The sequence below is a fragment of the Rubrobacter tropicus genome (assembly GCF_011492945.1).
In the GTDB taxonomy this organism is placed as follows: Bacteria; Actinomycetota; Rubrobacteria; order Rubrobacterales; family Rubrobacteraceae; genus Rubrobacter_D; species Rubrobacter_D tropicus.
Genome location: NZ_CP045119.1, coordinates 1,979,350 through 2,000,329 on the forward strand (window position 1 = coordinate 1,979,350; position 20,980 = coordinate 2,000,329).

Genomic DNA, 20,980 nt, shown 5'->3' on the forward strand with positions numbered 1-20,980 from the left:
AGCCAGGTGCTTCGTGCTGGCGTAGTGGCCTCGGGTCTGGTTTGCACAACATGTAGGAGTAGATGCAGCAGGAGGATTTAGCGAGTAGTCTTAGGTCATGCTCGTGGCGACCGGCAGGGGACAGACCATTCTCGGGATAGATCCCGGCACGGCGACTATGGGGTGGGGCGTGATCCGGCAGGAGGGAAGCCGGCTGCGCTACGTCCAGCACGGGGCGATCACGACGCCATCGACCTGGGAGATGCCGCGGCGGCTGGGCCGACTCTTCGACGGCGTCACGCAACTGGTCGGGGGATACGTGCCGGATACCGTGGCCGTCGAGGAGCTCTTCTTCAACACGAACGTGACCACCGCGATCACGGTCGGGCAGGCCCGGGGGGTGGCTCTGTTGGCCGCTTACCGGGCCGGGATCGAGGTGGCCGAGTACACGCCGCTTCAGGTCAAGCAGGCGATCACGTCCTACGGCCGGGCCGACAAGCGCCAGGTGCAGGAGATGGTCCGGGCGTTGTTGAACCTGCGCGAGATCCCACGCCCCGACGACGCCGCCGACGGCCTCGCCATCGCCATTACCCACGCCTTTTCGAGCAGGATGCCCGGAAAGGTGGGGGTGGGGAAATAGCGTGCCTTGGGGGATAATTAGCCGATGATTTACAGGCTCAGAGGAACGCTGGTGGAGAAGGATACGGAGGGCGTCGTCATAGACGTCGGCGGCGTCGGCTACCGGGCCTCGGCGTCTCAGGGGACGCTGCGGGCGCTGCCCTCCCTCGGCGAAGAGTGCGTCATACACACCCGCATGGTCGTCCGGGAGGACGCGATGCTGTTGTTCGGGTTCGCGGGGCGCGACGAGCGCTCGGCTTTCGACGCGTTGACGGCGGTGAGCAAGGTCGGGCCGAAGCTCGCGCTCTCGGTGCTTTCGACGATGACGCCTCCAGAGGTCTCGGAGGCCGTGGCGAGGGGCGACGTGGTGAAGCTCGCCTCGGTGCCGGGCCTCGGGAAGAAGACGGCCGAGAGGCTCGTGCTGGAGCTTCGGGGTAAGGATCTCGCCGTCTTCGGGGCGGAGCCGGCGGTGGCGAGCAACGGTGGCGGCGGTCCGTTCATGGAGGCCAGGGACGCGCTCGCCGCGCTCGGGTACAGGCTCGAGGAGGCGGAGAAGGCGCTCAACGACGTGCCGCCGCAGACGTCGGTCGAGAAATACATAAAGGAGGCGCTACGGCGGATAGGGAGCAGGCGCTAGGCGTGGAAGAGATGGACGACTTCACCGTGCGCGACGACGGGTTGCCGGAAGATATTACCGGGGCGGCGGGTCCCATCGGCCCCATCGGGCCGCCCGAGGAGCACGCGCTCGACCCGGAGGCCTTCGCCGAGGACGACGAGCCGCAGCTCAGGCCCGGTTCGCTCGACGAGTTCGTCGGGCAGGAAGCGCTCAAGCAGAACCTCAGGATCTTCGTGGAGGCCGCCAAGCAGCGCGGCGAGCCGCTGGACCACGTGCTGTTCGCGGGGCCTCCGGGGCTCGGCAAGACGTCGCTGTGCCGCATCCTCGCCGGGGAGATGGGCGTCAACCTGCACACGACGAGCGGGCCTAGCCTGGAACGGGCCGGGGACATGGCGGCCATTCTCACGAACCTAGAAGAGGGCGACTTCCTGTTTATAGACGAGATCCACCGCCTCAACCGCCAGATCGAGGAGGTTCTCTATCCCGCGATGGAGGACTACGCCATGGACATCGTGCTTGGTCAGGGGCCCTCGGCGCGCACCATCAGGATGGACCTCGAGCGATTCACCCTCGTCGGGGCGACCACGCGCACGGGCCTGATGACCAAGCCGCTGCTCGACCGGTTCGGTGTAACGGAGACCCTCGACTACTACCGGCCCCAGGACCTGCAGAAGATCGTGGTCCGGGCGGCCAGGATCCTGGATATTCCGATCACGGACGACGGCGCTTCTCAGCTCGCCAAACGGAGCCGGGGGACGCCGCGCGTGGCCAACCGCCTGCTCAAGCGGGTCAGGGACTACGCGCAGGTCGTGGGAGAGGGACACATCGACGAGGAGACGGCAAACGCGGCGCTCGAGATGCAGGGTGTGGACGTGCTCGGGCTCGACCGGGCCGACCGCAACTACCTGGGCCTCGTAATAGAGAAGTTCGACGGGGGGCCCGTCGGGGTCGGGACGATCTCCGTCGCGCTTGGCGAGGCGCGGGACACGGTCGAGGACGTCTACGAGCCCTACCTGTTGCAGAGCGGCCTGATCCAACGCACCAGCCGGGGCCGGATCGCTACCCACCGGGCCTACGACCACCTGGGCGTCCCCTCCCCAAACTCCAGGTAGTTGTTCGACCGGTTTCCGCTAAAGCCCCGCCCCGAATCGCTCGATAACCCGGCGATGCCGGGTACGAACGAAAACGAATGGCCCGAGGAGCCACCTCGGATGGAAGACGATCTCGCCTTCGCCGCGTTCACCCTCACCCATTCCCCCTGCGGCGACGTCATCGAGTTGCGGCTGGATCAGGGATCTCTGGTGCAGTGGTGCGTCGCCTGCGCCGATGCGAGGGTATTTGGCCCTTCCGGTTCGTGAAGTTGCTTGAGGTCGGGCTTGATCCGCGCTGCGCCCCAAGACGTAAACCCCGAAAATGTCCAGCCGGAACTAATAGGCCTGGCACCGGATTACTTTGCGCGGCGCGGGGTACACAGGGGGCAGAAGCGATGGACCGAGATGCGACTACACGGCCAGAGGGCGGCGGGGACTTCTTGGATCAGGCCCCGAAGGTTTCGGACGCCTTGAAGAGAGGTGTAGGCGTCTCCGTCACGACCTGGAGTGGTCGTAAGATGGCCGGGACGGTCTCGGACCGTGACCCGGCCGGGCTCTTGTTGCATGTGGGGGAGGGTGAAGACGGCTACGCGTTCCTGCCGTGGTCGAGCGTGGAGCAGGTGGACATACCCGAAGTGGCCCACCGGCAAGTAAAGTTTCTCCAGGGTTGAGCAGGATGTCGAGAGCCAAGGGACGTACCGGTCCCATCGCTGGGGCCTGGGCGTGATCCCATGACCTGGAGGTGGCGTCCGATCACGGCCGCGCGGGACGTCGAGAGGTGGGTGGACGACCTCCGCTTCGGGTTCAAGCGCCGCTTCGGGCTTCTGGGCCGGTTCCAGATCCTGCCCTACAGGGGACACGGCACGGACCGCCAGCTCTTTTTGCGGGGCAGGGTCCTCGAAGAGGAGGGCGTGACCCGCTCGGCGCGGGACGACACCCTCGCCGAGAACCTGCTCAACATGGCCCGTCGTTTCAACAGCGGCGAGGTCGCGGGCGCCAGGGTGCGCGCCACGTTCCGCGCCCTGGAGGTGCACGCCACGGCCGACGAGGAAGGCTTCTTCGACGTCAGCTTCGAGTTGGATGGATCGCTGGGTGGGCCCGGCCTCTGGCACGAGGTGGGGTTGCACCTCCTCCATCCGCCCTCACCCGGAGGAGGGCCGGTCCGGTCCACCGGACGGGTCCTCGTCCCCTCGGGGGCAGAGTTCGGGGTTATCAGCGACCTCGATGATACGGTGGTCCAGTCCAGCGCGACCAACGTGCTCAAGATGGCCTGGATCGTCGCGCGCAACAACGCCCACACGCGGTTGCCGTTCGAGGGCGTCTCCGCCTTCTACGAGGCGTTGCGCGGCGGTCCCGGGGGCGAAGGAAGCAACCCCATCTTCTACGTTTCGAGCAGCCCCTGGAACATCTACGATCTGCTGGAAGACTTCCTGGACGTACACGGCGTGCCCGCCGGGCCGTTATTTCTGAAAGATTGGAGCCCGACGACCCTCGGGAAGCACCACGATCACAAACTCAGCATCATCCGCACGTTGCTGGCTACGTACCCGGACCTGCCTTTCGTCTTGATAGGCGACTCCGGGGAGAAGGATCCGGAGATCTACCACCAGGCGGTCATAGAGCACCCGGGCCGGATCAAGGCCGTCTACATCCGCGACGTGACCTCCCCCGAACGCGACCTCGAAGTTCACGCCATAGCCGAGAAGCTGAGCGCCCACGGCGTCGCGATGGCGCTGACCGGCGACACGGTGAAGGCGGCCGAGCACGCGGCGGAACTCGGCCTGATCCCACCAGGAGCCATCGATCGGGTCCGCGCCCGCCGCGACGCGCCGGGGTAGCTGGCAGCTTTTAGCTATCAGATGTCAGCCAATAGAGGGCCGCGTGCGGGCCGATCGGGAGATCCGAACAGTGTCGTTTTTTTCGGATGTTTCCCTAGAGTTCCGTGCGAGGAGGGTTACCCTCCTCGCACGGAACTCATCAAAAAGCTGATAGCTGACAGCTAAAAGCTAAGAGCTACCCCGCTCCCAGTGCGGCGTCGGTGATCGCTCCCTTCGATGCTGAGGAGACGAGGGCCGCGTATTTCGCCATGACGCCGGTGGAATAGGGAGGGATGGGCTCGGTCCAGCCGGCGAGGCGGGCTTCGATCTCTGCTGCCGAGAGGTCCACGTTCAGGGTGCGGCCTTCTATGTCGAAGGTTATGGTGTCGCCGTCCTTGAGGGCTGCGATCGGGCCGCGGTGGGCTGCTTCTGGGGCGACGTGGCCGGCCATGAGGCCGCGGGTGGCGCCCGAGAAGCGGCCGTCGGTGAGGAGGGCCACCGTCTCGCCGAGGCCCTGGCCGACGAGGGCCGCGGTGACGCCGAGCATCTCGCGCATGCCGGGGCCTCCGCGGGGACCTTCGTACCGGATCACGACGACGTCCCCGCCGGTTATGGAACCGGCCTGCACGGCCGCCATCGCGTCTTCCTCGGAATCGAAGACGCGGGCGGGGCCGCTGTGGCTCATGCGAGTGTAGCCCGCGACCTTGACCACGCAACCCTCGGGGGCTACGTTGCCCTTCAGGATGACGAGGCCGCCCGTAGCGCGCAACGGGTGCTCGACGGTCGCGACGACGTCCTGGCCCTCATCCTCTTCTGCGTCCGCGACTTCTTCCGCGATGGTCCGGCCCGAGACGTTCAGCTCGTCGCCGTGGAGCAGGCCGCCGTCCATGAGGTGCTTGCCGAAGAGGCGCGTCCCGCCGGCGCGGTCGAGGTCGACGGCCGTGTAGCGACCGCCGGGCTTGAGGTCGGCGATGATGGGGGTCTTCTCGCTCACGCGGTCGAAGTCGTCTATGTCCAGCGGGATGCCGGCTTCGCGGGCGATGGCGAGCAGGTGCAAAACCAGGTTGGTCGAGCCGCCGCTCGCGGCCCCCGCGGCGATCGCGTTCTCGAACGCCTCGCGGGTGAGGATTCGTTTCGGGTCGAGGCCGTTCTCGAGCAGGCGCATGACGAGCCTGCCGGCCGCGACGCAGGCCTCGTCCTTGCGGCCGTCGAGGGCGGGCGGGCTGGAGGAGCCGAAGGGGGAGAGGCCGAGGAATTCCAGGACCATCGCCATCGTGTTCGCGGTGAACTGGCCGCCGCAGGCGCCCGCGCCGGGGCAGGCGCCCTCTTCCAATTCGAGGAGGTCGGCGTCGGACATCTTGCCCGCCGCGTTCGCGCCAACGCCCTCGAAGACGTCCTGGATCGTGACGTCGCGGTTCTTGAAGCGTCCAGGTTGTATGGAGCCCGAGTAGACGATCACGCCCGGGATGCCGAGACGGACGTGGGCCATCGCGGCGGCGGGTATGGTCTTATCGCACCCGACGAGCGTAACGATGGCGTCGAACATGTGGCCGCGGCCCACGAGCTCTATGGAATCCGCGATGATCTCGCGCGAGACGAGGCTAGTCTTCATCCCTTGAGTCCCCATGGTTATGCCGTCCGAGATAGAGATGGTGTTCAGCTCCATCGGGGTGCCGCCGGCCTCGCGGATGCCCTCCTTGACCTTCTCGGCCAGGTGGCGGTGGTTGAAGTTGCACGGCATCGTCTCGATCCAGGAGTGGGCCACCCCGACTATCGGTTTGCTCAGGTCCTCCTCGGTGAATCCCATCCCCTTGAGGTAGGAGCGGGCCGGCGCCCGGTCCCGTCCGTCGAGGATTGCGCGGCTCTTGTGCCGGGTATCCGTGATTTCCATGGTCTCTCCTACCAGATCGCGTGGTGTGCCCGCCGAGTATAGAAAGCCGCGCGGCTTTATGCCAGCGCCGGCCACGTCCCGGGCCCGCTTGTAGACTACCCCGCGTGAAGCGGAGCAGGGACAGGCGCGTGCTACTCGCCCTCGGGGCCACCATTCTGATCTGGGCTTCGGCGTTCGCGGGTATCAGGGCAGGGCTGGAGACGTACACGCCGGGGCACCTGGCCCTGTTGAGGTTCCTGGTCGCTTCGGCGCTGCTGGTCGCCTACGCGCTGCTGACGCGGATGCCGCCTCCGGCGTGGAGGGACCTGCCTGCGGTCCTCCTCGGGGGGTTCCTGGGGTTCACCGTCTACCACGTCGGGCTCGCGTTCGGGCAGGTGACGGTTGAGGCCGGGGCCGCCAGCCTCATCATCGCGTCCGTCCCCGTCTTCACCGCGCTGCTCGCCGTCTGGCTTCTTGGGGAGAGGCTGCCTTTAGTGGGGTGGGTCGGCACCTTCGTCAGTTTCGTAGGGGTCGTCATGATCTCGCTCGGGGAGGGCGGGTCTCTGGGCATAGATCCGGGGGCGCTCCCGATCCTGCTCGCCGCCGTCTCCGAGAGCCTTTTCTTTGTCTTCCAGAAACCCTACCTCGCGCGGTACGGCTCGCTGCGCTTCACCACCTACGCCATCTGGGCCGGGACGCTCGTCATGCTCCTCTTCGCGCCGGGTTTGATCGACGCGGTTCGGGAGGCGCCGCTCGGGGCTACTTTGAGCGTGGTCTACCTTGGGGTGTTCCCGACCGTGATCGCGTACCTCGCCCTCGGCTACGCCTTCGCCCGGATGCCGGCATCGAACGCCACGAGCTTTCTGTACCTGATCCCGGGTCTGGCCTTTCTTATAGCCTGGATTTGGCTGGGCGAGGTGCCGACGCCGCTCTCCGTCGTCGGCGGCGTCATCGCGCTCTCGGGCGTCGTGCTCGTGAACGCGAGAAGGGGCTGAACTAAAGCGGGTTGCGGTGACTCAATGCTACCGCAACCCGCGCGGTCAGCGTCAGCCCGCTGCGGCCTTCGGCCTCCGCTCTCAGCGATCAGCCCTCTTGCTCTCGCTGAAAGCTGACGGCTGACAGCTTTGCAAAGAGGTCGAACCTCTTGGCAAACCGCCTTAGAAGCTTCGGGTATCAGGCCTTCGGCAGAGGCCTGGCGTGATGGGATCTGTCGTTAGCTTTGGGCAAGGACGGCCGTGGCGTGGGCGGCGCCGTCGGAGAGCTGGTCCAGGGACTTCTCGTTCAGGTTCTCGATGTCGTCGCATTCCTGGTGGTAGCACGCGTCGAAGGGGGCGCCGACCTCGCCGCCGAATGCTTCTTGCTGATTCCGGGTCTTCGTTCCCCCCGCGCCGGAGAACAGGCCGCCGGTCGGGACGCCCTCGTCCTGGAAGGGCCCGTGGTCGGAGCGGCCGTCGAGGGCAGAGTTGGTCTCCGTTTGTATGCCCTTCTCGTCGAAGTATTCGCTGAAGACGCCCTCCACCTCATCCGGGCCTTCGTAGACGGAGCGCACGAAGTTGGGGGAGCCGAGCATGTCGAAGTTGAGGTAGGCCGAGATGTCTTCGATCTCGTTATCCGAAAGGTTTTCGACGTAGTGGCGGGAGCCGAGAAGCCCGATCTCTTCCGCTCCCCAGAAGGCGAAGCGGACGCGATTTTTGGGCTGCGGGTCGATCTCCGCAAGCTGGAGCGCGATCTCGAGCACCGTAGCCGACCCCGACCCGTTGTCGTTTATGCCCGGACCCTGCGGCACGGAGTCCAGGTGCGCCCCGACCATTACGGTCTCGTCCTCGTTCCCGCCGCGCGTTTGCGCTATGACGTTGGTGGTGGAGTTGGCCCCGGTATCTCCCACGAAAACCCGTACCCCGGACGCCCCATCGCGCGCCAGCAGGTCTTCCCCGACCGTCGCGCTCGTTCCGAGTACCGGGATACCGGTCGGCGGCCCGTCGAGCTCTCCGAACAAGACCTCCCCTTGGGGCTCGCCGTCGTTGAAGACGATCGCGGCCGAGGCGCCCGCCGCCTCCGCGTTACGGGCCTTGGTCCCGAACGTGCAGACGCCGCGGCGCAAGAGCGCGACGTCCCCTCGGACAAAACCCGCGAAGTCCCCGGCCTCGCAACCGCTGGTGGGGGAGCCCTCGTCCACTGGCCGCAAGGACGCCCGAACCTCGCCGCCCGGCGTGCCCTCCATCGGCGCGAAGTCCGTCCCAAGCGCGTATTCGCGCGCGTCCGGTACGCCCATCTCCCGAAGCTCCGCGTCGAGCGTCGCCGCGGAGGCCGGGAACTCGAACCGTTGCACCTTTACCTCGTAGCCGGCTTCACGCAGCTCGTTCGCGACATATGCTGCCGAAGCGTCGTAGCCGGGGGTGCCGGCGGCGCGGTTGCCGCTATGCTCGTCGGCGATCCTCTGGAAGCGGCGGGCGTGGTCCATGATTCCCTCAAGTGTTACCGCCTCACGTAGTTCCGCAGGCAGCCCATCAGACGTGGCCGGTCCGGCAGCAGTCTCGGTCGCGTCTCGCCCCGACGAAAGTATAAGGACGATTACCGCGACTATCAGGAGCACGAGAGCCGGGGCCACCACCATCGCGATCCGGCGTGCTTTCGGCATGGGAAGATCCTTCTCCGGGTGCATCGGCGGTGCCAATGTACCACGGCGGAGAGCTCCGCAGCCCGGCCGGGGTACGCCCCTTCGCGGACCGGATCAAGGGCACGAAAAAGGCGGCCCCGAAGGGCCGCCGAAGGGTCGAGAACCGTGCGGTGCTAGTTGCCGGTGTACTCGAAGATGTACAGGCCGAAGTCGCGGTCGCTGGCCGCCACGTACTCTTCACCCTTGTGCTTGAAGGTCTGGACGCCCCAGAAGTTGTTGCCGCCCTGGTCTATGAAGCTGCCGGTCTCGACCAGCTCGCCACCGGCTATCTTGGCGACCCGGAAACCGCCCGAGTAGTACGAGAAGTAGGCGAGGTTGTTGCGCTCCTGGCTCATCGCGACCTCGTGGACGGAGAGGTCACCGAAGCCCTCCGCGAACTGCGGGTCGTGGGCCTCGGGGATGGCGTAGGTGTCGAGCTCTCGCAGCTTGCCGGCGCCGTTGGCGAAGAGGTGGACGTAGCCCCATCCGTCGAAGACGGCCTCGACCTTGACCGTGTCGCCGGTCGTGCCGATCCCGATGGGAGCCTGGCTGCTGCCGGCCCGGCAGGCCTCCTCGTCGTAGGCCGCGCCGAAGAACTCGAAGCCTGTGTCGCGCCCGACGAAGAGCGCCGGGATGGTGCCCTGGACGCTCATATTGAGCAGGTCGGAGCAGCCGTCGGGCCGCTCGGAGTTCATGACGATGACGCCGACGTAGCCTCCCGCCGCCTCGACGCTCGCGACCTTGTCGGTGAAAGCGCAGACGCCACGCTCTACGACGGCCACCTGCGTGCCGTCGCCCACCGGAACAGCCGGGTCGCCGGGGCACGCGCGGCCGACGAAGACCGTCTGGCCGTTCATGGAGGTGTCCGAGTCGATCTGGGGCGTGTCGCTGCCCTGGGTCGCGTCGAACTCCTCGTTGTTCTGCGTAACGTTGCGGGCTTCCACCTTGTAGGGTGAGAAGTCCTCGTCCGCGGCTACTATAAAGTCGTTCTTCAAAGAGAACTCGGCCTGGTGGGCGTTGCCCTCCGGCTCGACGTTGAGGCCGCTCTCCAGGGCTTCGGGGTCTGGATTGTTGAAATCAGAGTCGGCGATGTAGGTGGCGTTCGTTGGGTCGGTGACGTCCAGCTTGACGTAGCCGCCGTCCCAATAGGAGATCAGCATCTCCTGGCGGCCCTTTATCTTCTTGACCACCACGTCGTGGAAGAAGGAAGCCGCCGTGCCGAGGTCCTCCTGCGCGATCTGGGGGAACTGCTCGTTGAGGTCGTACTCGGCGATGAGTTCGGGGTTGCGCGGGTCGGAGATGTCCATGATGTCGACATCCGCGCCCTCTTCGTTGTCCACGAGGACGGCATATGCCGTGTCCTCTGCCTGCCAGGCGAAGGCGCTGTGGACGGTGTGCGCCACGTCGGGCCCGTTCTGGCCCTCCGGCTCGAAGTCGCCGACGCCCTCGGCCAGCTTCTCGGGGGCCGCGGGGTTGCTAACGTCCACGAGCGAGATCCCGCCGTCGGGGGCCGGCGCGTTCGCGTCGCAGATCTCGTTGTTGTGTATCAGGAGATCACCCTCGTACTGGGCCGTGTCCACGCTTATGGTTTGGACGCCTTCGCCGACGTAAGAGCCCTGCGCCGCTTCTATGAAGCCGATCTGGGCCGGGCGCCGCGGATTTTTTATGTCGAAGACGTAGACGCCACCGCGCTGGCAGTCGGGCTCGTTGAAGGCGGCCAGGTAGGCGTGCTTCTTGAAGACGCCCACGTCGGCCACGCGCCCCGGAACGGGCGTGTCTATCGGCGCCTTGCCGACGACCTCAACGTTGGATTGCTGGGGCGGCAGGTGGCCTTCATCCCCATCGTGCTGCTTGTCGCAGGGGTCGTTGGACGTCTGCTCCTCCACGGCCGAGTCTATGACGCCCTCCCGATCCGACACCGCGTTGACGCCGCAGTCATCGTGGTCCGGGTGCGCGAGCGCCACGCCCGTTACCGATAGCCCAAGCGCCAGCAAGAAAGCCAGCAAAAGAGTCAACTTTTTACTCAATCGTCTCTCCTCTTTCTCCTTGCCCGGGGTGGAGCAGCGTGCGCGACTCGTACTGTTTTGGGCACCGACCGCCTCGTGCCCATGATAGAGTGTGTTCCCGGTTTTGCCCCCCTCCGATCATGCGCTTTCGTGGCCTTACGGCGTAATGATGCCGGGTAGCATACACCAAACGTTAAGACCGGCACAAGCGCGGCAACGCCGGTGGGCAGGGGGTTTGGACCTCTGGTGGAGGGCTAATAGAATATGTCCGTGGGATTCGAAAGCATAGGAAGGTTGCTCATAGGCGGGGCGCTGGTGCTTCTGGTGCTCGGCGGCCTCTTCCTGCTGCTCGGTCGGCTCGGGATGGACAGGCTGCCGGGGGACCTCGTTTTCAGGCGCGGGAACTTCACCGCGTATTTCCCGATAGGGCTCATGATCCTGCTCTCCATCGTCGGCACCGTCGTCTTGAACATCCTGCTGCGCCGCTAGCTTGCTAACCTCCGAACTCGACTACGCGCTGCCGGAGGCCCTGATCGCCCAAAGCCCCGCCGAACCCCGCGACGCCTCGCGCCTGATGGTCCTGGACGCGGCCCGCGGCACGATAGACCACCGCGTCTTCCGGGATCTCCCCGGCTTCCTGCGCCCTGGCGATGCCCTGGTGTTGAACGAGACGAAGGTGTTGCCCGCGCGGCTGGAGGCCCGCAAGCCGACCGGCGGCGCGGTCGAGTTGCTCTTTCTCCGGGACCTCGGTCCGGAGCGGGGCAACGCCTGGGAGGTGCTCGCCAGGCCGAGCAAACGCCTCAGGCCCGGCCTGGACCTGATCGCCGACGGAACCGATTTGCGCCTGGTCGAGGACCTCGGCGACGGTTACTGGGCGGTCTCTTCCGGGGACGTTCTGGGCCTGTTGGAGAGGAGCGGCAGAATGCCGCTGCCGCCTTACATCGAGGCGACGCCGGAGGCGGAGGGCCGGTACCAGACCGTCTACGCCAGGGAGGCCGGGTCCGCCGCGGCCCCCACCGCCGGTTTTCACTTTACCGAGGACGTACTGGAGAGGTCAGGCGCGGCGGGGGCGGAGATCCCGCGAGTAACCCTGCACGTCGGAACCGGAACCTTCCTGCCGGTGAGGACGGACAATCTGGAAGACCACCAGATGCACGCGGAGCATTACAGGGTGCCGGCCGGGGCGGCGCGCAAGATCGAGGATGCCGGGCGCGTCGTCGCCGCGGGCACGACCGTGGCCCGGACGCTCGAGACGTGGGCGGCGACGGGGGAGCGGGAGGGGGAGTCGCGGCTCTTCGTGTATCCCGGTTACAGGTGGCGCGCGGTGGACGCGCTGCTCACCAACTTCCACCTGCCGAGGTCCACGCTGCTCGCCATGGTGATGAGCTTCGGAGGGACCGATCTCGTGCGCGAGGCATACCGGGTCGCCGTGGAAGAGCGGTACCGCTTCTACTCCTTCGGGGACGCGATGCTGATCCTGAACGGCGGCAGAAACCTATAGGCGCCCCCGTCTCCATAGAAGTCCTGGCCCGCGACGGGGAGGCGAGGGCTGGCCTGCTCGATACGCCGCACGGTCGCGTGCAGACGCCCACCTTCATGCCGGTCGGCACCAAGGGTACGGTCAAGGGGCTCACGCCGGCGGATCTGCGCGGGGCCGGGGCGGGCATCATCCTCGGCAACACGTACCATTTGTACCTGCGGCCGGGCGCAGACCTCGTCCGCGAGGCCGGGGATCTCCACGCCTTCTCCGGTTGGGACGGCCCGATGCTCACCGACTCCGGCGGGTTCCAGGTCTTCTCGCTGGCGAAGACGCGCAAGATCTCCGAGCGCGGCGTCCGGTTCGCCTCCGTCTACGACGGCTCGACCCACGAGTTCACGCCCGAGCTTACGACCAGGGTTCAGGAGGACTTGGGCGCGGATATAGCGATGGTCCTCGACGAGTGCCCACCCGCCAACGCGGCCCGCGGGTACCACGAAGACTCCCTGCGCCGGACCGCCCGGTGGGCGCGGAGGTGCAAGGATGCCCATAGCAGGGAGGATCAGGCCCTGTTCGGCATCGTGCAGGGGGGATTGCACGAGGACCTGCGCCGGGAGAGCCTGGAGCGGACAGTGGAGATAGGGTTCCCCGGCTACGCGGTCGGCGGGCTCTCCGTGGGCGAGTCCAGGGAGGAGATGCTCCAGACCCTCGCCGCGACCGCGCTGATGCTGCCGTGGGAGAGTCCCAGGTACTTCATGGGCATAGGCGACCCCGTCGGCATCCTGCAGGTCATATCCCTCGGCGTGGACATGTTCGACTGCGTGCTCCCGACAAGGCTCGCCCGCCACGGCGCCGCGCTCACCCCAGACGGCCGCCTCAACCTCAAGAACTCCCGCTTTCGCAGGGACTTCGGGCCGCTCGACCCCGAATGCTCCTGCGAAACCTGCACCGGATACAGCCGGGCCTACCTGGCGCACCTGGTCAGGGAAGACGAGCTACTGGGTCACAGGCTACTTACGCTCCACAACGTCCATTTCACGGCGAACCTGTGCCGGCAGGCGCGGCGCGAGATCTCCTCCGGCACCTACGCGGCTTGGGCGCGGGCCTGGATCTCCCGCTACGAGACGGCCAGATAGCCGCCTCGCGGCTATCAGCCACTACCCGGTTTTTGCTGAAAGCTGATAGCTGACCGCTGATAGCTATATAATTGGTCCCCGATTCTATGGGTAGCACGCGCAACAACATCATCGTGCTCGGGCTGGTGGTCGTCCTTATCGGGGTGGCGGCTTACCTGATCTTCCTGCGCCAGCCGGTCACGCAGGCCACGCAGCTCGGGCTCGACCTGCAGGGTGGCGTCAGCGCGCAGTTGGAAGGGTCGCAAACGGGCGGGGGGAACGTCTCCAGGGAAGAGATGGAGCAGGCCTCCGACCTGATCCGGCAAAGGATCGACCGCCTCGGCGTAGCCGAGCCAGACGTGCGGGTGCAGGGGCAGGACCAGATCGTCGTCCAGATCCCGGGCGTCGAGAACCCCGATGAGGTAATAGACATCATAGGCCGCACCGCCCAGCTGGGCTTTTACCAGGTGCTCGCGTTCGAGCAGAACCCGAACACCCCCTCCGACGAGATCGACGCGGTACAGAACGAGCTGGAGGAGGACCTCAGGGACGACGACGCCTTCCGGCGGGGCGAGACGAAGATCCTGTTCGAGGAGAGCCCCGCTTTCCAGGGAAGCGGCACCGACGTCACGGGCTACGTGGTCCGCGAGCAGCCGGATCTTACGGGCGAGGAGCTCCGGCAGAACGGCGCGAACGTCGAGTTCGACCCGACGAGCAACAACCGGATCGTCACCCTGCAGCTCACGAACGAGGGCGGGAACCGGATGGCCGACCTCACCCAGGAGATAATCAACGAGGCGGCCGTCAGCGGCGAGCCCGGCCTGATGGCCATCGCGCTCGACCAGGACGTCCAGAGCGCGCCGGAAGTGCAGGCCGTCCTGTCGGACCAGATCTCCATCACCAACGATTCTCTTCCCGGCGGCCTTCCGGAAGACGAGGCAAGGCAACTGGAGACGGTGCTGAACACCGGCGCGCTTCCCGTCAACATGGAGATCATCTCGCAGACCGAGGTGGGGCCGACCCTGGGCCTCAGCTCGCTCAGGAGCGGCCTGACCGCCTCGCTCGTCGGCTTCGCGCTGGTGTTGGTCTTGCTGGTCGTTATCTACAGGGCTCTGGGTCTCGTGGCCGCGCTGGCGCTCTTGATCTACGCGTTCTTGATGTGGGGGATCATCGTCGCCGTGCCGGTGACGATGACGCTGCCCGGGATCGCGGGGATAGTCCTCTCCATCGGCGTCGCGGCGGACGCGAACGTGGTCATCTTCGAGAGGATCAAGGAAGAGGTCAAGCGGGGGAGGACGCCGCGCGCCGCGATCCAGGCCGGCTACGACAGGGGCTTCAGGGCCATCCTGGACGGGAACATCACCACGCTTATCACGGCCTTCATCCTTTTCGCCCTCTCCTCTGGCTCCGTCCGGGGCTTCGCGGTCTTGCTGGTGATCGGCGTCATCCTGAGCATGTTCACGGCCGTCGTCGTCACGCGCGCCCTGCTCGGCCTGCTCTCGGGGCGCGGGGTCCATCTCTCGCCCGGCATGATGGGCGTCTCCAAGAGCAGCGTCTCTGCGGAGCGTCCGGCGGGGGTGAGGTAGGCCGTGTTCCCGGGCGTCGACTTCGTTGGCAAGTACCGGCGGTGGTTCGCGATCTCCGGCGTCTTGCTCGCCCTGGGCCTCCTGGCCGTCGCCCTCGGCCGCCTGGAGTTTGGCATAGACTTCCAGGGGGGCGCCCAGTTCACCGCGACGGAAGCCGACCGCCAACTGACGGAGCAGGAAGTTACGGACGCCCTACCGCCAGGTATAGCGGAGGAGTCCGTAGTTACGACCCTGGGCGACGATGGGTACGAGGTCAGGACGCCGGTTCTGAGTGAGCAGGACAGCCAGGAAGTCCAGAGCTTGCTGGCGGAGGCGCTCGGGGCCGAGGTGAGCGCCACGAGCGTAAGCCCGGCGTTCGGGGAGCAGATCAGGAACCAGGCCCTGCAGGCCGTCGCGGCGGCGCTGCTTATCATAGTGGCGTTTATCAGCATCCGGTTCGAGTTCTCGTTCGCAATCGCGTCGATGGTCGCCCTGGTGCACGACGTGCTCCTCACGATAGGGTTCTACGCCGCCTTCGGCCGCGAGGTAAGCCTCGTCACGGTGGTGGCTGTGCTCACGGTGCTTGGTTATTCGCTCTACGACACGATCATCATCTTCGACCGGATCAGGGAGAACGCGCCAACCGTCGGGTACAACCGGCGCCGCTTCGACGAGATGGTGAACGTCTCGATCCGTCAGGTCATACGACGCTCCATCTACACCTCGATCTTCACCCTGATCCCCATAACTGCCCTCCTGATTTTCGGCGAATCGACCCTTAGCGACTTCGCCTTCGCCCTCCTCGTCGGCATCCTCGCCGGCGCCTACAGCTCCATCTTCATAGCCCCCCAGGTCCTGTCCCTCTTCAAGGCCTGGCGCGCCGGAAGCGCCAGACGCGCCCCCCGCTCCGCCTGAAGCACCGTATAAGGAGGGCAGATACCGCGAGCCGCGACGATCGCCTCACCCGCAGGACAAGCGGAGGCCCGCAGCGTCTGCCTTCGTGGTGAAACGGCAAGTGCCAGAGGACCCAGTGATCTGTGTCTACGCCAATTCTAGCCACCAAACTAATTCTAGCCACCAAACTCTATGTGCCCCCGGCGCAGCCCACAGCCGTTCCCCGCTCACGCCTGATCGGGCGCCTCAACGAGGGTCTGCACCGCAGGCTGACCCTCGTCTGTGCCCCCGCCGGCTTCGGTAAGACCACGCTAATCGGCGAGTGGATCGCCGGTTGCGGGCGGCCCGCCGCCTGGCTCTCGCTGGAAGAAGGTGACGGCGACCCCGCACGCTTTCTGGCCTACCTCGTCGCCGCTTTGCGGGCGGTCGCTGCGGATATCGGGGAAGGGATCTTAGACGCGCTCCGATCGCCCCAGCCACCGCCGACCGAACCGCTTCTGACGGCCCTGCTCAATGAGATCGCGACCGTAGAGGACGATTTCTTCCTCGTGCTCGACGACTACCACCTTGTTGATGCCAAAGTGGTCGACGATGCCATCGCCTTCCTGCTCGAGCACGTGCCCCCGGAAATGCACCTCATCATCGCCACCCGGGAGGACCCGCGCCTGCCACTGGCCCGGCTGCGCGCCCGGGGCCAACTGGTTGAGGTGCGCGCCGCGGACCTGCGTTTTAACCCCTCCGAGGCCGCCGCGTTCCTCAAGGGGGAGATGGGCCTGGACCTCTCGGCGGAGGACATCGCCGCGCTGGAAACCCGCACGGAGGGTTGGATCGCGGGCCTGCAATTAGCCGCGCTCTCGATGCGGGGGCATGAAGACGCCTCGAGCTTCATCGAATCCTTCACCGGCAGCCACCGTTTCGTGCTTGACTATCTGGTCGAAGAAGTCCTGCAACAGCAGCCCGAGAGCGTCCAGGGTTTCTTGCTGTGCACGTCTATCCTCGACCGCCTGTGCGGACCGCTGTGTGATGCCGTTCTGCTCGGTTCCTCTGCATCCGGGCGAGCAACGCTGGAATATATCGAGCGCGCCAACCTGTTCCTGGTCCCCCTGGACGACGAGCGTCGTTGGTACCGCTATCATCATCTCTTCGCCGAATTGCTGAGACAGCGACTACACCTGGTCAGCGCCCCGTCTACGGGGGCTGCGGTGGGAGACGTGGCCGAATTGCACGGTCGTGCCAGCGCGTGGTACGAAGCCAACGGCCTGGAGATAGAGGCTTTTCGCCATGCGGCCGCCGCCAACGACGTCGAGCGCGCCGAGCGCCTCATCGAGGGGGAAGGGGTACCCCTGTACTTTCGGGGCACGGTGGCCCCTGTACTAAACTGGCTGGAGTCACTGCCCGGAGCGGTGTTGGATGCCAGGCCCTCGCTGTGGGTAATGTATGCCTCGGTGTTGTTGCTTGTCGACCATACCGCCGTCGAGCAGAGACTCCGAGCCGCTGAAGCGGCGCTCCAAGGCATCGAGCCGAACGACAGAACCCGAGATCTTGTAGGACGTGTCGCCTCCATGCGGGCCACGTTGGCTGTCATTCGGCACGATGCAGAGACCATTATTGACCAGTCGCGCCGCGCCCTGGAGTATCTGCACCCCGACAACCTGCCTGCCCGCACCGCCACTACCTGGACGCTGGGGCATGCCCATCAGCTTCAGGGAGACCGGGCCGCGGCCGGTAAGGCCTACGCGGAAGTCATATCTACCGGCAACTCGTTCGGGGATTCCGTCTACACCATAGCGGCTACGATAAATCTCGGCCAATTACAGGAAGCAGACAACGAGCTTTCTCTGGCGACAAAGACCTACGAGCGTGTCCTGGAATTAGCGGGTGATCCGCCGCAACCGATTGCCTGCGAAGCGTGTCTTGGCTTGGCCCGTATAACCTACCAATGGAACGACCTGGATGCCGCGGAGCGTCACGGGCAACAATTTGTCCAACTGACGCGGCAGATGGGAAGCGTCGACTCCTTTGCTTCGTATGATGTCTTTCTCGCCCGCCTGAGACTTGCCCGGGGAGATGTGGCCGGCGCGGTCGCTGTTCTAGTCAGGGCCGAAGAGTTCGTACGCCAGCACGACTTCGTGTTTCGGATGCCCGACGTCGCTGCCGCACGCGTGCTTACGTTGCTTTATCAGGGACATCTGCGGGCGGCCGCCCGTCTGGCCGAGACCCACGGCCTCCCGCTCAGCCGCGCCCGCGTATACCTGGCCCAGGGAGACGCGTCCTCGGCACTGGCGTCGCTGGAGCCGTTGCGCCGGCAGGCAGAGGCAAAGGGCTGGGCGGATGAACGGCTCAGGGTTATGGTGCTGCAGGCGGTCGCCCTCCACGCGCAGGGGGAAAAGGACGGGGCTGCGCAACTGCTGGACGACGCGCTGGCGCTGGCGGAGCCGGGCGGCTTCATCCGCGTCTTTGTCGACGAAGGCAGGCCGATGGCCCACCTGTTGTCCGAAGCGGCCGCTTGTGGGATCGCGCCGGACTATACGGCCAGGTTGCTGGCTGCGATCGAAGCCGAGGCGCACGAGGGCGTAGATAGATCCTACCTGCCCGCCGCCCGGTCACTCGCCGAGCCGCTGAGCCAACGCGAGCTGGAGGTGCTGCGGCTCGTCGCCGAGGGACTCTCGAACCGTGAGATCGGCGCGAGGCTCTTCCTCGCCCTGGACACTGTCAAAGGGCACAACCGCAGAATCTTCGGCAAACTGCTGGTCCACAGGCGCACCGAAGCCGTGGCAAAAGCCAGGGCTCTAGGCATCCTCCCCGGCGAGAACTAGAGCGGTCGGCTATCAGCCCGCTGCGGCCTACGGCCTTCGCTCTCAGCCATCGGCTTTTTGTTCTTGCTGATGGCTTTGCAAAGGGGTTCACCCCCTTTGCAAACCGCTTTAGAAACAACACCACTAACGGACACCAAAGTGTCTGTACGTCGACACCGTACCGTAGCTATGCTCCTGTGTATGGAACGACGGCTACGAAAGGCGTGGGGCGATGGCCAACGATCTCGATGCAGAACCCGACGCTGGTCAAGCGGTGGTCTACCAGATCAGGCTCAAGGGCCACCTGGGTCCCAAATGGGGGGACTGGTTCGGGGGCCTGACCGTCACGCTGGAAGACGACGGCGAGACGCTTTTGACCGGACCGGTGGTGGACCAGGCCGCGCTGCACGGCTTGCTGAGGAAAGTGGGCGATATGGGTATGCCGCTGATCTCGGCCGTTCGCGTCCAACCCGGCTCGGCGAATGCTTCCGAGGCCAAACGGTAAGTCGAGAGAGGAGAACGAGCGATGAATACCAACAAAGAATGGCAACCGGTCGACGGCGACGTCCGAACCCAGGGATCTTCGGGGGCGATGAAGGTCTGCATCGTCGGGGCTTCCGGGAAGCTGGGGCAGTACATGGTGCGCCACGCCTTGGAGCGGGGCTACGAGGTAGTCGGCGTGTGCCGCGAGGAGAGCGTGGAGAAGCTCGACGCGTTCAAGGGGCTCATCACCATTGTTCCGGGGGCGACGGACGACGCCGAGGTCATCAAGAGGGCGGTCTCGGGGTGCGACGGGGTGCTGGTAGTGCTGGTACCGCGGGGCGTCCACGGGTACTCGACGGGAACGGCCCAGGCGGTGCTCGACCACGCGCCCGCGGGTGCACGCCTCATCTTCTCATGCGGGTGGCACATCACGCTCGACGGCCGGGACGTGTATTCGTGGAAGCTCAAGGCGCTCGTGAATGTCTTCGGCCCGCTCGCGCGCCTCGCCCGCTTCGCCGACCTCGACGATCAGGTCGAGGCGTGCCGGCGGGTGTTCGCCAGCGATAGCCGGTGGACCGTCGTGCGCGGTAGCGATCTCGAAGAGGGCGAGAGCCAGGGCCTGCCCGTGTGGAGCCGGCACGTTGGCGACCCCATCCTCAAGAGCAACATCACGCGCCGCGTGGACTTCGCCCTGTTCATGGTCGCGGCGATCGAGGACGACGAACTGGTCCACGAGGCCCCGGCGATCGTCGGCTGCCGGACGCCTTCGGCCCTCGCCCACGCCGCAGCTACCGGAGGATCGGTGTCGCCGATCTCGGCCTAGTTACAGAGACGAATGATGAGAAGGGAAGGGAAAATGAACACTTACAGAATGACCGCAAGAATCGTGGGGGCGATGTACCTCGCGGGGTTCGTTGTGGGTATTGGCGGCATCGTACTCATCCAGTCCATTCTTGGTGCGCCGGATCATCTTGCCACTCTTCCTGCGAACAGCATCCTGCTGGCAATCGGCGCGGTGCTGTGGTTGATGGCCGTCGCCTGGGACGCCGCCCACGGGGTTCTGATGTTCCCGGTCCTGAAGCAACACAACAGCGAGCGTTTAGCCGTCGGCTACCTCGGATTCCGGATCATGGACGCCCTCTTTATTGCCGTCATGGTTCTCTTCGTACTTATTCAAATACCCATAGCCAGCGAGTATCTGAATATATAGAGCGGAGCTGAACGAAAAGAACGAGGTCGGGCACGAGAGAGTGATACCCATGTACTCTTCTCTTTCGGCCCCTGCCGCGTTCACCAGCCCTGCTCGATACCGAACTCGGTCACCACAGGCCTCTTTTACGCCTTTGCCGCCTACCGTTTCAGGTGCGCGTGGATGTCTACGGGTGGGGCGCTGGGGTTGCCTTCGGGCTTGTCCCGGATGCCGTCGAGGCTGACGGGTTTACAAACCGAGTTCCAGGGAGACGTTCCTCGGCTCGAAACCCATGCGCTCGTAGAAGTGGATCGCGCGCTCGTTCGCCGCGTACGCCGTAACCGACACCTGCTCGGCGTCCCGATCCCTGGCCCAGACCAGAAACCCTTCCACCAGCCGTGTCCCCACACCCTGACCCCTCTCCGCCTTGCGGACGTACATGCTCTGGAGTTCGGCGACTCGCACCGGCCTGAGCGCGTATGGCCCCCTCCCGTAGCCCGCCAGATAGCCGACGATCTCTCCTCCCGAGCGCGCCACCAGGCACAGCGCGTCGTCTTTATCGAGCAAGCCGAGGAAGTGCCCCCGTGCGTGGTCTGCCGGCCAGGAGAGGTTGGTATGCGGGTCCCGCACACCCGCGTCCTCCTGGAACAGAGACGAGATCAAGCCCACCAGCGCCCCCACGTCGCCCTCCCTGGCGGTCGTGATCCTGAGATGCTCCATCGCGTTCTCCCTCCGTACGCAACCCGCGCGTTGCCCCTGGCGATTCTAACAGCAGCATTGTATTAGTGTGGTTTGTTATTTATATAGGT

At 65.7% G+C, this 20,980-nt stretch carries 20 protein-coding genes; 16 read left to right on the forward strand and 4 right to left on the reverse strand.

The features are described 5' to 3' along the window. Positions 1–97: 97 nt before the first annotated feature. From ruvC to GBA63_RS09850, 6 genes are all read left to right on the forward strand, one after another. Complete coding sequence (ruvC, locus tag GBA63_RS09825; protein WP_166175642.1) at positions 98–619, forward strand: crossover junction endodeoxyribonuclease RuvC; 522 nt, start codon at positions 98–100, stop codon at positions 617–619. A 24-nt stretch (positions 620–643) separates the two neighbouring features. Then, on the forward strand, positions 644–1,234 hold the full coding sequence (gene ruvA / locus GBA63_RS09830) for a Holliday junction branch migration protein RuvA (protein WP_166175644.1): 591 nt from the start codon (positions 644–646) through the stop codon (positions 1,232–1,234). A 2-nt stretch (positions 1,235–1,236) separates the two neighbouring features. Continuing rightward, positions 1,237–2,325: a Holliday junction branch migration DNA helicase RuvB gene (gene ruvB, locus GBA63_RS09835; protein ID WP_407690827.1), complete on the forward strand. Its 1,089-nt coding sequence runs from the start codon at positions 1,237–1,239 to the stop codon at positions 2,323–2,325. 99 nt (positions 2,326–2,424) lie between these two features. Beyond that, the gene (locus GBA63_RS09840; RefSeq protein WP_166175646.1) at positions 2,425–2,571 is read left to right on the forward strand and encodes a hypothetical protein; all 147 of its coding nucleotides are present in this window, start codon (positions 2,425–2,427) and stop codon (positions 2,569–2,571) included. Positions 2,572–2,699: 128 nt separating this feature from the next. Next, positions 2,700–2,975: a hypothetical protein gene (locus GBA63_RS09845; protein ID WP_166175648.1), complete on the forward strand. Its 276-nt coding sequence runs from the start codon at positions 2,700–2,702 to the stop codon at positions 2,973–2,975. Between the two features lie 60 nt (positions 2,976–3,035). After that, entirely contained in the window at positions 3,036–4,142 is a 1,107-nt protein-coding gene (locus tag GBA63_RS09850) for an App1 family protein (protein WP_166175650.1), read from the forward strand. Positions 4,143–4,317: 175 nt separating this feature from the next. Here GBA63_RS09850 and ilvD read toward each other — a convergent pair whose 3' ends face one another. After that, positions 4,318–6,012: a dihydroxy-acid dehydratase gene (gene ilvD, locus GBA63_RS09855; RefSeq protein WP_166175652.1), complete on the reverse strand. Its 1,695-nt coding sequence runs from the start codon at positions 6,010–6,012 to the stop codon at positions 4,318–4,320. A gap of 104 nt (positions 6,013–6,116) precedes the next feature. Between ilvD and GBA63_RS09860 the strand changes: the two genes are divergently transcribed. Further along, the gene (locus GBA63_RS09860; RefSeq protein WP_207957179.1) at positions 6,117–6,986 is read left to right on the forward strand and encodes a DMT family transporter; all 870 of its coding nucleotides are present in this window, start codon (positions 6,117–6,119) and stop codon (positions 6,984–6,986) included. A 218-nt stretch (positions 6,987–7,204) separates the two neighbouring features. Here the strand turns inward: GBA63_RS09860 and GBA63_RS09865 are convergent, their stop codons facing one another. Together GBA63_RS09865 and GBA63_RS09870 are read right to left on the reverse strand one after the other, a co-directional pair. Beyond that, a complete protein-coding gene (locus GBA63_RS09865; protein WP_166175654.1) occupies positions 7,205–8,629 on the reverse strand; it encodes a M20/M25/M40 family metallo-hydrolase in 1,425 nt (474 codons plus the stop codon). 152 nt (positions 8,630–8,781) lie between these two features. Then, positions 8,782–10,674: a PA domain-containing protein gene (locus GBA63_RS09870; protein ID WP_166175656.1), complete on the reverse strand. Its 1,893-nt coding sequence runs from the start codon at positions 10,672–10,674 to the stop codon at positions 8,782–8,784. 243 nt (positions 10,675–10,917) lie between these two features. Between GBA63_RS09870 and GBA63_RS09875 the strand changes: the two genes are divergently transcribed. The 9 genes from GBA63_RS09875 (at position 10,918) to GBA63_RS09915 (ending at position 20,192) form a co-directional block, all read left to right on the forward strand. Beyond that, complete coding sequence (locus GBA63_RS09875) at positions 10,918–11,142, forward strand: DUF2905 domain-containing protein (RefSeq protein ID WP_166175658.1); 225 nt, start codon at positions 10,918–10,920, stop codon at positions 11,140–11,142. A gap of 1 nt (position 11,143) precedes the next feature. Then, positions 11,144–12,154, forward strand: coding sequence for a tRNA preQ1(34) S-adenosylmethionine ribosyltransferase-isomerase QueA (queA, locus tag GBA63_RS09880; RefSeq protein ID WP_166175660.1), 1,011 nt, complete (start codon positions 11,144–11,146; stop codon positions 12,152–12,154). Between the two features lie 23 nt (positions 12,155–12,177). Next, positions 12,178–13,266 carry a tRNA guanosine(34) transglycosylase Tgt gene (gene tgt, locus GBA63_RS09885; RefSeq protein WP_228282530.1) on the forward strand — a complete coding sequence of 363 codons (1,089 nt, stop codon included), beginning with the start codon at positions 12,178–12,180 and terminating at the stop codon, positions 13,264–13,266. A gap of 86 nt (positions 13,267–13,352) precedes the next feature. Beyond that, on the forward strand, positions 13,353–14,831 hold the full coding sequence (secD, locus tag GBA63_RS09890) for a protein translocase subunit SecD (protein WP_207957180.1): 1,479 nt from the start codon (positions 13,353–13,355) through the stop codon (positions 14,829–14,831). Positions 14,832–14,834: 3 nt separating this feature from the next. Beyond that, the gene (gene secF, locus GBA63_RS09895; protein ID WP_166175664.1) at positions 14,835–15,725 is read left to right on the forward strand and encodes a protein translocase subunit SecF; all 891 of its coding nucleotides are present in this window, start codon (positions 14,835–14,837) and stop codon (positions 15,723–15,725) included. A 122-nt stretch (positions 15,726–15,847) separates the two neighbouring features. After that, on the forward strand, positions 15,848–18,520 hold the full coding sequence (locus GBA63_RS09900; protein ID WP_207957181.1) for a LuxR C-terminal-related transcriptional regulator: 2,673 nt from the start codon (positions 15,848–15,850) through the stop codon (positions 18,518–18,520). Positions 18,521–18,731: 211 nt separating this feature from the next. Then, complete coding sequence (locus GBA63_RS09905; protein WP_166175666.1) at positions 18,732–19,004, forward strand: hypothetical protein; 273 nt, start codon at positions 18,732–18,734, stop codon at positions 19,002–19,004. An 87-nt stretch (positions 19,005–19,091) separates the two neighbouring features. Beyond that, positions 19,092–19,805 carry an NAD(P)-dependent oxidoreductase gene (locus tag GBA63_RS09910; RefSeq protein WP_166180034.1) on the forward strand — a complete coding sequence of 238 codons (714 nt, stop codon included), beginning with the start codon at positions 19,092–19,094 and terminating at the stop codon, positions 19,803–19,805. Between the two features lie 33 nt (positions 19,806–19,838). Beyond that, complete coding sequence (locus GBA63_RS09915; RefSeq protein WP_166175668.1) at positions 19,839–20,192, forward strand: DUF4386 family protein; 354 nt, start codon at positions 19,839–19,841, stop codon at positions 20,190–20,192. A gap of 228 nt (positions 20,193–20,420) precedes the next feature. On the opposite strand, the gene GBA63_RS09920 is transcribed toward GBA63_RS09915, so the two are convergent. Then, the gene (locus GBA63_RS09920; RefSeq protein ID WP_166175670.1) at positions 20,421–20,891 is read right to left on the reverse strand and encodes a GNAT family N-acetyltransferase; all 471 of its coding nucleotides are present in this window, start codon (positions 20,889–20,891) and stop codon (positions 20,421–20,423) included. Positions 20,892–20,980: the final 89 nt, after the last annotated feature.

What these genes read in the sequence shown, in the direction of transcription:
- ruvC (WP_166175642.1), top strand. Translation starts at nt 98, where the DNA reads ATGCTCGTGGCGACCGGCAGGGGACAGACCATTCTCGGGATAGATCCC.
- ruvA (WP_166175644.1), top strand. Translation starts at nt 644, where the DNA reads ATGATTTACAGGCTCAGAGGAACGCTGGTGGAGAAGGATACGGAGGGC.
- GBA63_RS09840 (WP_166175646.1), top strand. Translation starts at nt 2,425, where the DNA reads ATGGAAGACGATCTCGCCTTCGCCGCGTTCACCCTCACCCATTCCCCC.
- GBA63_RS09845 (WP_166175648.1), top strand. Translation starts at nt 2,700, where the DNA reads ATGGACCGAGATGCGACTACACGGCCAGAGGGCGGCGGGGACTTCTTG.
- GBA63_RS09850 (WP_166175650.1), top strand. Translation starts at nt 3,036, where the DNA reads ATGACCTGGAGGTGGCGTCCGATCACGGCCGCGCGGGACGTCGAGAGG.
- ilvD (WP_166175652.1), bottom strand. Translation starts at nt 6,012, where the DNA reads ATGGAAATCACGGATACCCGGCACAAGAGCCGCGCAATCCTCGACGGA.
- GBA63_RS09865 (WP_166175654.1), bottom strand. Translation starts at nt 8,629, where the DNA reads ATGCCGAAAGCACGCCGGATCGCGATGGTGGTGGCCCCGGCTCTCGTG.
- GBA63_RS09875 (WP_166175658.1), top strand. Translation starts at nt 10,918, where the DNA reads ATGTCCGTGGGATTCGAAAGCATAGGAAGGTTGCTCATAGGCGGGGCG.
- secD (WP_207957180.1), top strand. Translation starts at nt 13,353, where the DNA reads ATGGGTAGCACGCGCAACAACATCATCGTGCTCGGGCTGGTGGTCGTC.
- GBA63_RS09905 (WP_166175666.1), top strand. Translation starts at nt 18,732, where the DNA reads ATGGCCAACGATCTCGATGCAGAACCCGACGCTGGTCAAGCGGTGGTC.
- GBA63_RS09910 (WP_166180034.1), top strand. Translation starts at nt 19,092, where the DNA reads ATGAAGGTCTGCATCGTCGGGGCTTCCGGGAAGCTGGGGCAGTACATG.
- GBA63_RS09915 (WP_166175668.1), top strand. Translation starts at nt 19,839, where the DNA reads ATGAACACTTACAGAATGACCGCAAGAATCGTGGGGGCGATGTACCTC.
- GBA63_RS09920 (WP_166175670.1), bottom strand. Translation starts at nt 20,891, where the DNA reads ATGGAGCATCTCAGGATCACGACCGCCAGGGAGGGCGACGTGGGGGCG.